This window comes from Leucobacter komagatae (assembly GCF_006716085.1).
Classification (GTDB): Bacteria; Actinomycetota; Actinomycetes; order Actinomycetales; family Microbacteriaceae; genus Leucobacter; species Leucobacter komagatae.
On the sequence record NZ_VFON01000001.1, the window covers coordinates 1398857 to 1414286 of the forward strand.

11 protein-coding genes and 1 tRNA gene are annotated in these 15430 nt (G+C 68.4%); 7 read left to right on the forward strand and 5 right to left on the reverse strand.

From position 1 onward, the window contains the following. Positions 1-23: 23 nt before the first annotated feature. Positions 24-1493, reverse strand: coding sequence for a bifunctional UDP-N-acetylglucosamine diphosphorylase/glucosamine-1-phosphate N-acetyltransferase GlmU (gene glmU / locus FB468_RS06500; RefSeq protein WP_141886626.1), 1470 nt, complete (start codon positions 1491-1493; stop codon positions 24-26). A gap of 95 nt (positions 1494-1588) precedes the next feature. Continuing rightward, positions 1589-1660 (reverse strand) — tRNA-Gln (locus tag FB468_RS06505). Between the two features lie 128 nt (positions 1661-1788). Here FB468_RS06505 and FB468_RS06510 point away from each other — a divergent pair. Continuing rightward, a complete protein-coding gene (locus FB468_RS06510) occupies positions 1789-2337 on the forward strand; it encodes a MarR family winged helix-turn-helix transcriptional regulator (RefSeq protein ID WP_141886627.1) in 549 nt (182 codons plus the stop codon). A 515-nt stretch (positions 2338-2852) separates the two neighbouring features. Here FB468_RS06510 and FB468_RS06520 read toward each other — a convergent pair. The 3 genes from FB468_RS06520 to FB468_RS06530 form a co-directional block, all read right to left on the reverse strand. Continuing rightward, a complete protein-coding gene (locus tag FB468_RS06520) occupies positions 2853-4607 on the reverse strand; it encodes an amidase (protein ID WP_141886628.1) in 1755 nt (584 codons plus the stop codon). Positions 4608-4684: 77 nt separating this feature from the next. After that, positions 4685-5851 carry an acyl-CoA dehydrogenase family protein gene (locus FB468_RS06525; RefSeq protein WP_141886629.1) on the reverse strand — a complete coding sequence of 389 codons (1167 nt, stop codon included), beginning with the start codon at positions 5849-5851 and terminating at the stop codon, positions 4685-4687. Positions 5852-5981: 130 nt separating this feature from the next. After that, positions 5982-7313: a hypothetical protein gene (locus FB468_RS06530; RefSeq protein ID WP_141886630.1), complete on the reverse strand. Its 1332-nt coding sequence runs from the start codon at positions 7311-7313 to the stop codon at positions 5982-5984. Positions 7314-7658: 345 nt separating this feature from the next. On the opposite strand from FB468_RS06530, the gene FB468_RS06535 reads away from it, so the two are divergent. The 6 genes from FB468_RS06535 to FB468_RS06560 are packed head-to-tail and all read left to right on the forward strand — an operon-like array spanning position 7659 to position 15412. Beyond that, positions 7659-7748, forward strand: coding sequence for a potassium-transporting ATPase subunit F (locus FB468_RS06535; RefSeq protein ID WP_141886631.1), 90 nt, complete (start codon positions 7659-7661; stop codon positions 7746-7748). Positions 7749-7768: 20 nt separating this feature from the next. Continuing rightward, entirely contained in the window at positions 7769-9421 is a 1653-nt protein-coding gene (gene kdpA / locus FB468_RS06540; RefSeq protein WP_425460820.1) for a potassium-transporting ATPase subunit KdpA, read from the forward strand. Positions 9422-9423: 2 nt separating this feature from the next. Then, positions 9424-11556 (forward strand): potassium-transporting ATPase subunit KdpB, encoded by a 2133-nt coding sequence (kdpB, locus tag FB468_RS06545; RefSeq protein WP_141886633.1) that lies wholly within the window; start codon positions 9424-9426, stop codon positions 11554-11556. Positions 11557-11580: 24 nt separating this feature from the next. Next, on the forward strand, positions 11581-12195 hold the full coding sequence (gene kdpC, locus FB468_RS06550; RefSeq protein ID WP_141886634.1) for a potassium-transporting ATPase subunit KdpC: 615 nt from the start codon (positions 11581-11583) through the stop codon (positions 12193-12195). Between the two features lie 2 nt (positions 12196-12197). Further along, complete coding sequence (locus FB468_RS06555) at positions 12198-14699, forward strand: DUF4118 domain-containing protein (protein WP_141886635.1); 2502 nt, start codon at positions 12198-12200, stop codon at positions 14697-14699. Continuing rightward, positions 14696-15412 (forward strand): response regulator transcription factor, encoded by a 717-nt coding sequence (locus FB468_RS06560; RefSeq protein WP_141886636.1) that lies wholly within the window; start codon positions 14696-14698, stop codon positions 15410-15412. The genes FB468_RS06555 and FB468_RS06560 overlap by 4 nt, the downstream gene beginning before the upstream one ends. Positions 15413-15430: the final 18 nt, after the last annotated feature.

The window sequence follows — 15430 nt, forward strand, 5'->3', positions numbered from 1 at the left end:
CTTTCCCACTTGCCCTTCGGTGTCTACAGTGTGTGAGGTGTGTCGTTGAGTGAGTCTGTAGCGGCCTCGGGGCTCGCGGCCCGCTCGGCGGCGGCAGCGGAGGTAGTCCCGGGGCGGTTCGCAGCGACCCAGCCCTCCAGATTCCGCTGAGGGGCGACGGTCATCGCGAGCGCACCGGCGGGCACGGGCTTGCGCACGATTGTCCCCGCCGCGGTGTACGTTCCGTCTTCAATGGTAACCGGTGCGATGAGCACGTTTTTCGAGCCGATTCGAACGGCGTCACCGATAACTGTCTGGTGCTTGTTCACGCCGTCGTAGTTCGCGACGATCGTGCCCGCGCCGATGTTCGAGCCGGTGCCGATCGTGACGTCACCGACGTAGCTCAGGTGAGGCACCTTCGAGCCCTCGCCGATCTGCGCGTTCTTCGCTTCGACGAACGCCCCGATCTTGCCGCCCTCGCCGAGCTCGGTGCCCGGGCGAATGTAAGCGAACGGGCCAACCTCTGCGCCTGCGAGGAACGCGGCGAGCGTCGCCTCCGAACGGCGAACGCGCACGCCCTCGCCGACCTCGCAATCGGTCAGCGTCGTATCGGGGCCGATGATGGCGCCCGTCGCGATCGAGGTCGCGCCGTGCAGGAACGTGCCGGGGAGGATCTCGACATCCTGCTCGATGGAGACGTCGGCGTCGATCCACGTCGTCGCCGGGTCAACGATCGTGACACCGTTCCGCTGGTGCTCGCGGATGATGCGGGCGTTGAGCTCGCGGCCCGCATCAGCGAGCTGAGCTCGATCGTTCACGCCGGCGACGACCCAGGGATCATTCGTCGCGACGGCTTCGACGCCGCCGCCCTTCGCGAGGATCCGCGCCGCCGCGTCCGTCAGGTACTTCTCGCCCTGCGCATTGTTCGTGTCGATCTCGCCGAGTGCCTGCGTGAGCGCGCGGTGCGCGAACACGTAGATGCCGCCGTTGATCTCGGTGATCCGGCGCTGTTCGTCGGTCGCGTCCTTCTCCTCGACGATGCCCGTCATTCCGCCACTTGCGTCGCGGAGGATGCGGCCGAGTCCGGTCGGGTTCTCAAGCAGGGCCGACAGCAGGGTCATGTCACGGTGCTCCGCGAAGTGGCCGTCGAGCAGGCTCGTCACCGACGGGCCGTCGACGAGCGGGGCGTCGCCCGAGAGCACGACGACGGAGCCGTCGAAGTCGGCGGGGAGCGCCGCGAGTGCGAGCTCGACAGCGCGGCCCGTGCCGGGCACCTCGTCTTGGTCGACGATGACCGTGTCGGGTGCGTGGTTCAGGATTGCCTCGGAGACGCGCTCACGCTCGTGCCGGACGACGGCAACGATCTGCTCGGGCGACAGGGCCGCTGCGGTGTCGAGCACGTGCTCGATGAGCGCGCGCCCGCCGATTCGGTGCAGCACCTTGGGGAGGGTCGACTTCATGCGGGTGCCCTGGCCGGCTGCCAGGATCACGACAGCAAGTGAGCGTTCTGTCATGTCGGGTGTCCCTTTCTCGTTCGCGAGGGCGTGAGCACTGCGCGGAACTGCGCCGAAACCGACGCGCAGCGGTGAGGTCCCCTCACCCGCCGCCGCTCCGCCCCTAGGATTCGAACCTAGACTTAACAGCTCCAAAGGCTGTCGTGCTGCCATTACACCAAGGCGGACCGTACCGAAACCGGCACAGATATAGTCTGCCAGACGTCGCGGGCACTTTCGCACCTCTCGGGCAGAACGGGGCCAACTCCGGCGGGTTCGCGGGGAAAAAAGATGCTGCACCCGAGATAATGGGCAGATGGAAGACCGCACCCCAGACTCGACCGACGAGGTTGACGGGATCATCGCGTCGTGGAGCGCAGCACGCCCCGACCTCGATTTTGCGCCGCTCACCGTGTTCTCCAGGCTGTCGCGCATCGCCAAGCACCTCGACCGGGCGCGGTCGCACGCGTTCGAGCGCTCGGGCCTTGCATCGTGGGAATTTGATGTGCTCGCGGTGCTCAGGCGTGGCGGCGCGCCGTACCGGCAGAGCCCGAAGGTGCTGGTGCAGCAGACGATGGTTTCGAGCGGCACGATGACGAACCGCATTGACAGGCTAGTGGAGCGCGACCTCGTGCGCAGGCTCACCGACCCCAACGATGGGCGCGGCGTGCTCGTCGAGATGACGCCGCGCGGTCAGACTCTCGTCGACGCCGCAATGACCAGGCTCACCGACAGCGAGGAGCGGCTGCTCGGGGCGATGAACCGGCCCGAGCGCGAGCGACTCGCGGTGCTGCTGCGGAAGCTTGCGCGCAGCGTTGATCGCTACGAACCGGTCTCGGAGGCGTCAGACGACCCGGTCGCCTGACAATTTTTTTGGGGGGGCTCGTGCCCGCCGGCCGCCGGCCCGCCCGTTGGCCCGACCCTTGCCCGCCGGCCTGCCCTAACCGCCCACGCCGGCCTGCCCTTTGCCCGCCGGCCTGCCCAAACCGCCCACGCCGGCCGCACCACCAAAACAACCCAAATTATCTGCTACGTCCCAAATGCCCGGGGTATTTGAGGTCGACCAGATTATTTGAGGCGCACTGGGCGGGGAGCGCGGGCACTGCGGACGCAGGCACTGAGAGCGCGGGCACTGCGGACGCGGGCAGTCAGCACCTGGCAAGACTGTACTGAATCCTGACAGGTGCCGACCCCAACGCCTGCTCGCACACATCATTCCCGCCCACAACCGCTTTCCCCAGCCATTCCGGCCCAAATAATCTGTTGCTCCCCAAATCTTCGGGGTATTTGAGGTCCAACAGATTATTCGAGGTGGGGTGGGCTGGGGTGGGCTGGGGTGGGCTGGGGTGGGGTGGGCTGGGGTGGGCTGGGGTGGGCCGACTACGGGAGCGTCGGTGCGACACGCAGCGTCCCGGCTCCTGCGCCCGCCTCGAACGCCGCGGCAAACGCCAGCAGCTCAGGGTCAGCGTACGCCCGGCCGGCGAAGGTGAGCCCCACCGGCATGCCGATATCGCTCATGACCCCCATCGCGACAGTCACGGTCGGGATGCCGAGGTGCCGGAGTGCATAGTTGCCGTTCGAGAAGAAGACGCCGTTCGACCAGGCGTGGTCGGCTGCGGCCGCATCGCGCTCCGCGTCTTCGCGCCCCACGTCTGCGTTCGCGGGGAACACGACACCGTCGAAACCTTCGCGCTTGAGCCATGATTCGAAGAGGGATTCGCGAAGCTCGACGAGCGCACGCAGCCCTGCTGCGAAATCGGGCCGCTCCCGCGGGTCAGGGATCCCGGCCTGTGCAAACGCGACCACCGCCCGGTATCTGTTGTCGTAGTCCTCGACTTCCTCGTAGCGATCGGGAAGGGTGCCCTCAGGCCGCGGGAAGATCGTGTCAGGGTCGACGTCAGCGAGCGTCGGGGTCGCCGGGTCGCCATTCGCACGAAGGAAGTCGTCCCAGCCATACGCAAGGAAGTGGTTGAATTCGGTGTCCATCCACCCGTCGGGGAGCACACCAAGGGCGCCGACATTCTCCTGCCCCGGCCTATCCCCCTCGTACTGCTCGATGAGCGGGAAGTCAGTCACCACGATTTCGGCGCCGAGGGCGACGAGCCGCGCCTCCGCTGCACGCCAGAGGTCAAGCACGGACGGCCGCACCGCAATCGGGAACGCGGGGTCAACCCCGAGGTACATCTTCGGCACGGCGAAGCGCTTTCCCGCGAGCGGGCGGGCGACGGCCGCACCAGCAGAGCCCGCGGCACCAGCGCCAGTCGCGGCACCAGCGGAGCCCGCGTCGCCAGCCGCACCAGCAGAGCCCGTCGCACCAGCGAGCGCGAGGTACGACTCGGGCCGGTGCTCGCTCGGCTTCGGCACCCGCACCACCTGCTGGGCGCGCCAGAAGTCGCCCCGGGTGATGGGGTCGTCCTGCACGAGCACGTCGAGCAGTCGCAGCATGTCAGGCATCGACCGGGTGTGGGGCACGACCACATCGCGCGCGGGGAACAGCGGCCAGTTGCCGCGGATCGACAGCACACCCCACGACGGCGTGTACGCGCACAGGCCGTTGTTCGAGGCCGGGCTGCGCCCGCTCGAGACCGTCTCCTCCCCCATGCCAAACACGGCGAGGTTTGCGGTCGTCGCGACGGCAGAACCGTTCGACGAACCCGAGGCGTACGCCGCCGCGAGGTAGTCGCGGTTGTACGGCGACTCCGCGCGGCCGTAGACGCCCCGCTGCATCCCGCCGTCTGCCATCGGCGGCATGTTCGTCTTGCCGAGGAGCACCGCCCCGGCTTCCCGCAGCTTGGCGACGGAGAACGCGTCCCACTGGGCGACGAGGTGCTCAAATGCGGGTGAGCCGGAGGCGACGGTAAGTCCCCGCACCATGTACGAATCCTTCACGGTGAACGGCACCCCCTCAAGCGCGCGGGGCGTGCCCTCCGCCCACCGCGCGTCAGACTCTGCGGCCTGGGCAAGCGCCTCGGGGTTTGGCACCACGACGGCGTGCAGCCCTTCCGGGCCCGCGTCGTACGTGTCGATGCGGGCGAGGTACTCCCGTGTCAGAGCGGTCGGGGTCGTCTCTCCCGTTTCGTAGGCGGTGAGCACGTCGGCGATGCTCGCTTCATTGAGATCAAAAGACTCGCGCATGCCCCAATGCTAGTGGGGCATGCGCGAGTCTGAGTGGCGCGGCACGAAGCCGCTAAACGGCGCGAAGCCGGGAGACGCTACTTGCGGCCGGTGACGGCGCGCGCGACGATCTCGCGCATGACCTCGTTCGTGCCGCCGTAGATGCGGTGCACACGCGCGTCCAGGAAGGCACGGGCGATGGGGTACTCGGTGATGTAGCCGTAGCCGCCGTGGAGCTGGACGCCCTGGTCGAGGATCTCCCACTCGCGCTCGGTGCACCAGAACTTCACCTTGGCCGCCTCGTCTGCGGTGAGCTTGCCCTCCATGAAGAGCTTCATCGCGCGGTCAATGTACGCCCACATGACATCGACGGTTGTCGCCATGTCTGCGAGGCTGAAGCGCGTGTTCTGGAAGTCGGCGACGGGCTTACCGAACGCCTCACGGCTCTTCGTGTAGTCGAGGGTCCACTGGAACCCTGCCTGCGCGATCGCGGTCGCCGCGACGCCGATCGAGAGGCGCTCGAGCGGCAGGTTCTCCATGAGCTGCACGAAGCCGTGCCCCTCGACACCGCCAATGAGGTTCTCGTCGGGCACGAACACGTCGACGAAGCTCAGCTCGGCGGTGTCGTGGCCGTGCGAGCCCATCTTGTGGAGCTTGCGGCCGTGGTCGAAGCCTTCCATGCCGTCTTCGATAATGATGAGGCTGAACGCGTCGGGGCGGTTGCCCTCGCCGGTCTTCACGAACGTCACGACCATATCGGCTGTCTTGCCGCTCGAGATGAAGGTCTTCGCGCCGTTGACGATGTAGCCGCCCTCGGTCTTCTTCGCCGTCGTCGTGACGCCGCGGAGGTCGCTGCCGGTACCGGGCTCGGTCATCGCGAGCGCGCCGAGCACCTCGCACGAGGCCATCTTCGGCAGCCACTTCTTCTTCTGCTCGTCGGTGCCGAACCGAGCGATGTACGGGACTGCGAGGTCATCCTGGATGCCGACTGCGCCCGCGAGCGCACCGCCGGTGCCAGAGATGGTGAGCTCTTCGAGCACGATCGAGCGGAAGCGGTAATCCTCGAGCATGCCGGCCCCGCCGAACTCCTCGGGAACCGAGAGACCGACGATGCCGTGCTCGGCTGCGGCGAGCATCGTCGCGCGGTCAACCTCACCAGCTTCTTCCCACGAGTTCGCCTTCTCGGCGGTGACGTAGCGCTTGATGAACTCCTTCACCATCTCACGAAAATCGTCGTGGATCTCTTCGTAAATCTCGCGTTCCATGTGGGTCTTCCCTTCGCGTCGTCGCGTTGAGCGGTTGTGATGAGTGGACCGGCGAGGCTCGCGCCGCGAGCGGGCGAGCCAAACGCAGGCTTTCGGTACACCCAAGCATGAACGACGCATTGATGCAACGTCAAGAGATTTGTTGCGTTGCTCCAGGTTTTCCGGCTTCCGGGCCCCGCGGCCTGCGCAACAGCTCCACCGCGACGAGCGCCACGACGAGCCACACCAGCGCGGCCGTGACGCCCCCGAGGGAGATCGGCCGGTTCAAGAACACCGCGAGCACGGTCACGGCGACAGCAACGAACCAGATCGCCGGCCGCAGCCTATCGACCCAGGTGCCGACGGGGCCGGGGTCAAGGTGCAGCCTGTCGAGGCCGCCGCGAAGCCGAGCGAAGCCCCGGTTTGCCGCGCCGCGCATCGCGCGAGCCTGCCGCGACCCGCCGAACAGCCAGGCGGCGAGCGCGATCACGCACGAGAGCACGACGAGCGCGACGAGGATCGCGTGGATGTTCACCGTGACCTGCCCGAACAGCGCCTCAGCCGTCGCGACCGGCATGAAGGCGGGGCTCACCGTCGCGAGGAAGAACACCTTGCCGGTGCCGATGCCTGCGAGCAGCAGCAGGAACGACGCGGCGAGTCCGATGCCGGCGCCAAGCGCGGCCCGGCTCCGGCGCGTGGCGATCGCGATGCCGCCGACGAGCAGCGCGAGCACGAGCCACGGGAGCCAGTAGCCGACCGCCGTCGCGAACGAATAGGCGGTGCGCACCTGGGTGAGCGAGTCGGAGGTCACGAGCGGGATCGACTTGTCGATCTCCGGGATGAGCGTCGCGAGGTCGACGCCCTGTGCGACGAGCAGTGTCTTCGCCTCGGCGATGATGGTGCCGAGCTCGATGGAGACGGTGCCGTCGCCGGAGAGCTGCACGGCGCTGTTGGGGTCACCCTGAATGACGGCGATCGCGCGCGCGTGGGTCTGGCGCAGCGCGACCTCCCAGATCTGCGCGAACTGCGGCGACGCGACCATGCGATCGACGGTGGTGCGCACAATGGACTGGATTCCGTGCACGGCGGGCCCCTCGAGCAGCCCGAACGCCGCGGTCGCCTGCGGCGGCAGGTCAAGGGCTTTCAGGCCGCTCACGGCGTCGTGCACGACGGCCTCGATGTCAAGGCTGCCCTCGATCGCGACGACGACCTCGTCGGCGATGTACGACTGCACCGCGGGTTTTTCGGCGAGGGGGGCGAGGCCCGAGACGAAGCGATCGGTGTCGATGAGTTCCGCGCGCACCCAGGTGCTTACGACCGCGGCGGGCGCGAGCAGCGCGGCGAGCAGGATGAGGATCACCGCAGCCGCGGTTCGGGATCGCGCCCCAGCGGGGCGACCCTTCTCCCGCTTCAGGTCGGTGTTTTCGGACTCGAGCGCGTCAAGCCGCTCGCGCAGCTGCGCGAGCTCGCCTGTCTCGCTCACTTCCCGGCCCCTAGCTTCGGCTGCGTGACGGTTGGCTGCATGCGAGAACTACTCATAGGTGGAGATTAGCGCACTGATAGTTCGCGGTCACTCCCCCAGTTTTCGCGCGGGGCGTTGGGTTCTCGTTAGGGATCGCGGAGCGGCCGTATGGATTCCGTTAGGACGCCGTTTTTGGGCGCCCCGCGGGTATTCAATCAGAACATGCGCCACTGAGGCGCACCGCCCTGGCACCGGCCAGGGCGTCACTCTCTTGAACGGAGTCATCGTGCTCGATGTGGTCTACGCGGCCGGCGTGATCGCCCTCTTCGCACTCATCGGCCTGCTCGCGAAGGCGGTGGAGAAGCTGTGATCGTCTTCAACATCATCGCCGCGGCCCTGGCGCTCGCGGCCCTCGCCTACCTCGCCGCCTCACTCACCCGACCGGAGAAGTTCTGATGAGCATTCTTACCGCTCTCATGGCACTCTTCACGGTTGCCGCCCTGATCGCCATCATCTATCGACCGTTCGGCGACTACATGGCGTGGGTCTACACGTCGACGAAGCACTGGCGCGTCGAACGCGGCATCTTCCGCGTCATCGGCATCGATGAGGGGGCCGAGCAGACGTGGCGCGCGTACCTGCGCGGCGTGCTCGCGTTCTCGGCTGTCGGCCTACTGCTCGTGTACGGGTTGCAACGGCTGCAGCAGTTTCTGCCGTACTCCCTCGGCCTCGGCGCCCCGAGCGCCCCGCTCTCGTTCAACACGGCGGCCTCGTTCGTCGGCAACACGAACTGGCAGTCGTACTCGCCGGAGGCGACCGTCGGCTACACCGTGCAGATCGCGGGCCTCGCCGTGCAGAACTTCACCTCAGCGGCCGTCGGCATCGCCGTCGCCGTTGCACTCGTGCGTGGCTTCGCCTACCGAAAGTCGGGCACGATCGGCAACTTCTGGGTCGACCTCGTGCGCGGCATCGTCCGCCTGCTGCTGCCGCTCGCCACGGTCAGCGCAATCGTGCTGCTCGCGGGCGGTGTTATCCAGAACTTCAACGGCTTCACCGACGTGACAACCGTTGCGGGTGCCACGCAGTCGATCCCTGGCGGGCCAACGGCCTCGCAGGAGGCGATCAAGCTGCTCGGCACGAACGGCGGCGGCTTCTTCAACGCGAACTCGTCGCACCCGTTCGAGAACCCGACGCCCTGGACCAACATCTTCCAGGTGCTACTCATGCTCGCAATCCCGTTCTCGCTTCCCCGCACATTCGGCCGCATGGTCGGCGACAACCGGCAGGGCTACGCGATCCTCTCGGTGATGGGGCTGCTCTACGTCGCGTCATTCACGGCGCTCACGCTCGTCGAGCTCGCGGGCCGCGGGACGGCGCCCGAGCTCGCCGGGGCCGCGCTCGAGGGCAAAGAGCAGCGCTTCGGCATCGTCGGCTCGACGCTCTTCGCAACGACGAGCACGGGCACCTCGACCGGCGCGGTGAACTCGATGCACGACTCGTACACCGCGCTCGGCGGGTTCTTCCCGATGCTCAACATGATGCTCGGCGAGGTTTCTCCAGGCGGCGTCGGGTCGGGGCTCTACGCCCTCCTCGTGCTCGCCGTGATCGCCGTGTTCATCTCGGGCCTACTCATCGGCCGCACGCCCGAGTACCTCGGTAAAAAGATCGGGCCCCGCGAGATCAAGCTCGCCGCGCTCTACATTCTGGTGATGCCGACCCTCGTGCTCGCCGGAACGGCGCTGAGCTTCGCGCTGCCCGGCGTGCGCGAGAGCGTCACGAGCGAGTCGATTGCGAACCCCGGCGTGCACGGCATGTCAGAGGTGCTCTACGCGTTCACGTCGGCGGCGAACAACAACGGCTCGGCCTTCGCCGGGCTCACCGCCGATACCCCGTGGCTGAACACGGCGCTCGGCGTCACGATCCTGCTCGGCCGCTTCGTACCGATCATGCTCGTGCTTGCCCTCGCCGGGTCGCTCGCGCAGCAGGACATCGTCCCCGCGACCTCTGGCACGCTCCCCACCCACCGCCCGCTTTTCGTCGGGCTCCTTGCCGCGGTCACGATCCTGCTCTCCGCGCTCGCCTTCCTTCCCGTTCTCGCGCTAGGCCCCCTAGCTGAAGGGCTCATGTAACCATGTCAACGCACACAGTCCCCGCCAAGAACGGGTTCTCGCTCGCCGTGCTCGTCGCGGCCCTGCCGGGCGCGCTTCGCAAACTCGACCCGCGCGAGCAGTGGCGCAACCCCGTCATGTTCATCGTGTGGGCCGGCGCGGCGCTCACCACCGCGCTCGCGATCGCAGAACCGTTCCTCGGCGGCCCGGCGCAGTCGGGCGGCAGCGCGGTGCCCGGCTCGTTCACCTGGGCCATCGCCGCGTGGCTCTGGGCGACAGTGCTCTTCGCAAACGTCGCCGAGTCAGTGGCCGAGGGGCGTGGGAAGGCCCAGGCAGACTCGCTCAGGAAGACGCGCACGACGACGGTCGCGCATCGCGTCGACGGCTACGACGAGGCCGGCGACCCCGCAGCGACAGGCGCGGCCCTCTCGCCGCTGCCTTCGGCGGAGCTGCGCGTCGGTGACGTCGTGGTCGTCGAGCAGGGCGAACTCATCCCTGGCGACGGCGATATTGTCTGGGGCATCGCCTCGGTCGACGAATCGGCAATCACAGGCGAGTCGGCGCCGGTCGTGCGCGAATCCGGCGGCGACCGCTCGGCGGTGACGGGCGGTACGCGCGTGCTGAGTGACCGGATTATCGTGCGCATCACGTCGCGCCCGGGCGACACCTTCGTTGACCGCATGATCGCGCTCGTCGAGGGCGCGGCCAGGCAGAAGACCCCGAACGAGGTCGCGCTCAACATCCTGCTCGCAAGCCTCTCGATCGTTTTCGTTGTCGTCGCGCTGACACTCAACCCGATCGCGTCGTACGCGGCGGCCCCCGTCAGCCTGACCGTGCTCACCGCGCTGCTCGTCTGCCTTATTCCGACGACGATCGGGGCGCTGCTCAGCGCAGTCGGCATCGCCGGCATGGACCGCCTGGTGCAGCGCAACGTGCTCGCGACCTCGGGCCGCGCAGTCGAGGCTGCGGGTGACGTCACCACGCTGCTGCTCGACAAGACGGGCACGATCACGTACGGCAACCGCCGCGCGAGCGCTTTCATCCCACTGCCCGGCATCACCGAGAGCGAGCTCGTCACGGCGGCAGCGCTCTCCTCACTCGCCGACCCGACGCCGGAGGGCGCCTCGATCGTCGAGCTCGCGGACGGGCTGGGCGCGCAGTTCGACAGGAACACCCAGGGCGAGATCGTCCCGTTCACCGCGCAGACAAGAATGTCTGGGCTCAATCTCCCCGACGGCACCGAAATCCGCAAGGGCGCGGGCTCCGCGATCATCGCGTGGCTCGAGGAGGGCGGCGCACCGCTGCCCCCGCAGCGGTCGGCAGAGCTCCAGCAGCGCGTCGCCGAGGTCTCGGAGACCGGCGGCACCCCACTCGTCGTCGCGATGCGCTCGGGCAGCGGAGCGGCCGAAGGCGAGCGCCGACTACTCGGCGTCGTCCATCTGAAAGACGTCGTAAAGGAGGGCCTGCCCGAAAAGTTCAAGGAGCTCCGGGCGATGGGGATCCGCACCGTTATGATCACCGGCGACAACGCGCTCACCGCCGCCGCGATCTCCCGCGAAGCCGGCGTCGACGACTTCCTCGCCGAGGCGACCCCGGAAGACAAGCTCGCCTACATCCGCAGGGAGCAGGAGGGCGGCAACCTCGTCGCGATGACCGGCGACGGCACGAACGATGCGCCCGCGCTCGCGCAGGCAGACGTCGGCGTCGCGATGAACTCGGGCACGTCGGCGGCGAAAGAGGCGGGCAACATGGTCGACCTCGACTCAGACCCGTCAAAGCTCATCGAGATCGTGCGCATCGGCAAGCAGCTGCTCATCACCCGCGGCGCGCTCACGACGTTCTCGATCGCCAACGACATCGCGAAGTACTTCGCGATCATCCCCGCCATGTTCTTGGGCGTCTTCCCCGGGCTCGCGGCGCTGAACATCATGGGCCTCCACTCGGCGGCCTCGGCGGTGCTCTCCGCGATCATCTTCAACGCCCTCGTGATCATCGCGCTCATCCCGCTCGCCCTGCGCGGCGTGAAGTATCGCCCGGGCGGCGCCGCCCAGATCCTCGGCCGCAACCTCGCCGTCTACGGCCTCGGCGGTGTCGTCGCCCCCTTCCTCGGCATCTGGCTCATCGACCAGCTGGTCCGGCTCATCCCCGGGTTCTAGCGCACCACGAAAGAAGCACACATCATGAACGCTGCACGACGCACGTCACGCCGAACCGTCTGGGCCGCAGTGCGGGCCATGGCGCTCTTCACGATCCTGCTCGGCGTCGCCTACCCGATCGCCGTGACCGGGGTCGGCCAGCTCGCGCTGCCCGCTCAGGCGAACGGCTCCCTCGTGAGAGACTCAGCGGGTTCGCCAGTCGGCTCCTCGCTCATCGGCCAGCAGTTTCTCACGGCCGCAGGCGATCCTGACCCCGCGTTCTTCCAGCCCCGCCCCTCGGCGGCGGGCGACGGCTACGACGGCGCCGCGTCGTCGGGGTCGAACCTCGGCCCCGAGAACCCCGACCTCGTCGCCGCGATCGGCGAGCGCAAGGCGCAGGTCGCCGAGTTCAACGGGGTGCCCGAGGCAGAGGTCCCAGCCGACGCCGTCACGGCCTCGTCCTCGGGCCTCGACCCGCACATCAGCGCGGCCTACGCCGCGATCCAGGTGGAGCGCGTCGCTGAAGCCAGGGGCCTCAGTTCCGCCGAGGTCGAACAGCTCGTCAGGGCGCACACTGCGGGGCCAGACCTGGGGTACCTGGGCGAGAGTAGGGTGAACGTACTCGAACTCAATCTGGCGCTCGAGCAGTTGCGGGGGTGAGCATGGCGAAGCGGGGCAGGCTGCGGGTGTTTCTTGGCGCGGCGCCCGGCGTCGGCAAGACGTTCTCCATGCTGGAGGAGGGGCGCAGGCTCCACGCCGATGGCCGCGACGTGGTCGTCGCGATCGTCGAGTCGCACGGCCGCGCTGCGACGGCCGCGCTCGCCGTAGGTCTCCCCACGCTGCCCCGCGCTCGCGTCGTTCACCGCGGTGTCGCGCTCGAGGAGATGGATCTCGCGGCCGTGCTCGCGCGCAAACCCGAGCTCGCCCTCGTCGACGAGCTCGCACACACAAACGTTCCGGGGTCAACGCATGAGAAGCGCTGGCAAGACGTCGAGGAGCTGCTCGCGGCCGGCATCGACGTCATCTCGACGCTCAACGTGCAGCACATCGAATCGCTGAACGACGTCGTCGAGCAGATCACGGGAGTGCCCCAGCAAGAGACCGTGCCCGACAGCTTTCTCCGCTCGGCCGATGAGCTCGAGCTCGTCGACATCGCCCCGCAGTCGCTTCGCGACAGGCTCGCGGAGGGCTTCGTGTACCCGGCCGAGCGCGTCGATGCCGCGCTCTCGCACTACTTCAGGCTCGGCAACCTCACGGCGCTGCGCGAGCTCGCGCTCGTGTGGCTCGCCGACGAGGTCGACCAGGCGCTGCGCGGGTACCGCACCGCGCACGGAATCAAGGGAACCTGGGAGGCGCGCGAGCGAGTCGTCGTCGCGCTCACGGGCGGGCCCGAGGGCGAGACGCTGCTGCGCCGTGGCGCGCGCATCGCAGCCAGGTCGTCGGGCGGCGAACTGCTCGCGGTGCACGTCACGACGCAAGACGGGCTGCGCACCGCCGGGCCAGACGTACTCGCGCAGCAGCGCGCGCTCGTCGAGAAGCTCAACGGCAGCTACCACCAGGTCGTGGGCGAGGACGTGCCGACGGCGCTCGTCGAGTTCGCGCGCTCCCAGAACGCGACGCAGCTCGTGCTCGGCGCGAGCCGCCGCGGCAGGTTCGCCGCAGCCCTCACGGGCCCGGGAATCGGCGCGACCGTGGTGCGCGAGTCGGGTGAGATCGACGTGCACATGGTGAACCACGCCGCGGCCGCCCGCAGGTTCGCGCTGCCGCCGCTCACGGGCGCGCTCACCGCCAAGCGGCGGATCCTCGGTTTCGTCGTCGCGCTGCTCGGCGGCCCGATCCTCACGTCCCTGCTCATGCTGTCGCGCACGCCCGATTCGATCACGAGCGACGTGCTGAGCTACCAGCTACTCACCGTCATCGTCGCGCTCGTCGGCGGCATCTGGCCGGCGCTCTTCGCCGCCGTGTTCTCGGGGCTCACGCTCGACTATTTCTTCATCGAGCCGATCTTCACCGTCCATATTCACGAGCCGCTGCACCTCCTCGCGCTCGCGCTCTACGTCGTCATCGCGAGCCTTGTGAGTATCATCGTCGACCGGGCGGCGCGCCACACCCGGGCCGCGAAACGCTCGGCCGCCGAGTCCGAGCTCATCCAGACGATCGCGGGCAGCGTACTGCGCGGGGATGACGCGGCGCAGGCCCTCGCCGAGCGCACCCGCGAGGCCTTCGGGCTGCCCGCCGTGCGCGTCGTGGACGGCGGGACAGAGGGCGTCATCGCGAGCTCGGGGGCCCACACCGATAGCGACCCACTCACCCGCATCGCCCTTGGTGACGGCGCGCACCTCGAACTCTACGGGCCGCCGCTCGCGGCATCAGAACAGCGCCTACTCTCGGTCGTCGTCGCTCAGCTCTCGGCCGCGCTCGCGCACCAGGAGCTCGAGCAGACCGCGAAGGAGATCGAACCGATCGCGGCGTCAGACCGGGTTCGCGGCGCGCTCCTCACTGCCCTCAGCCACGATCTGCGGCGGCCACTCGCGGCCGCAACGGCGGCGGTCGGCGGGCTCCGCACGAGCGGCCTCAAACTCACCGATGAGGATCGCGGGGAGCTACTCGACACGGCCGAAGAGAGCCTCGGTGCGCTCGCTGCCCTCCTCACCGACTTGCTCGATGTGAGCAGGCTGCAGGGCGGCGCCCTGAGCATCGCGAACCGGCCGACCGACCCAGCCGAGGCGATCGCGCCCGCGCTCGACGAGCTCGGCCTCGGCCCCGCAGACGTGCGCCTCGCCCTCAACCACGGAGACGCTCGAGCGCAGGCCGATCCTGCCCTCCTGCAGCGCGTCATTGTCAACCTGCTCGCGAACGCGACGCGCCACTCCCCCGCGGGCGAGCCTGTCGTCATCACGACGAGCGTCTTCGCTGGCACCCTAGAGGTGCGCGTCGTTGACCACGGCCCCGGGGTTCCGGCCGACAAGCGCGACGACATCTTTGTGCCGTTCCAGCGGCTCGGCGACACCGACAACGACACGGGCCTCGGCCTCGGCCTCGCGCTGTCCCGTGGCTTCATCGAGGCGATGCACGGTACGCTCACCCCTGAGGACACCCCAGGAGGAGGGCTCACGATGGTCATATCACTCGCGACCGAGACGGACGGGGCTGCGCGGCCGTGAAGATCCTGATCGCCGACGACGACCCGCAGATCTTGCGCGCGCTTCGCATCACGCTCGCCGCGCAGGGGCACGAGGTGTCGACGGCCGTCGACGGGGCTGAGGCGATCTCAGCCGCGATCGAGCACGAACCCGACCTCGTGATTCTCGACCTCGGGATGCCGAAGCTTGACGGGGTCGAGGTGATCCACGCGATTCGTGGCTGGTCGCGGGCGCCGATCCTCGTCGTGTCGGGCCGCGCTGGCGCCTCCGACAAGATTGAGGCGCTCGACGCGGGCGCCGACGACTACGTCACAAAACCGTTCTCGGTTGGCGAGCTGCTCGCCCGTATCCGTGCGCTCACCAGGCGGGTCTCGGCGGGGGACGTTGAGCCCGTCGCGCCCGTCGCTCGACTCGGCGACGTGACGATTGACCTCGCCGCGCACAGCGCCGTGCAGGCATCGCCTGCGGGCGAGCGCCAGATTCGCTTCACCCCGACCGAGTGGCAGGTGATCGAGATTCTCATCCGCAACGCGGGCAAGCTTGTGACCAGGCAGACCCTGCTGACGACGATCTGGGGCACCGAGCACGCAGAAGACACCGGCTACCTGAGGCTATACGTCTCGCAGCTGCGCAAGAAGATCGAGGCTGACCCGGCGAACCCCGTGCACATTCTCACCGAGCCCGGTATGGGGTACCGGTTGGAGGGTCTCGGGGGCTCCGAGGCGGCCAATTGAGCCCGAATTCAACCCCCG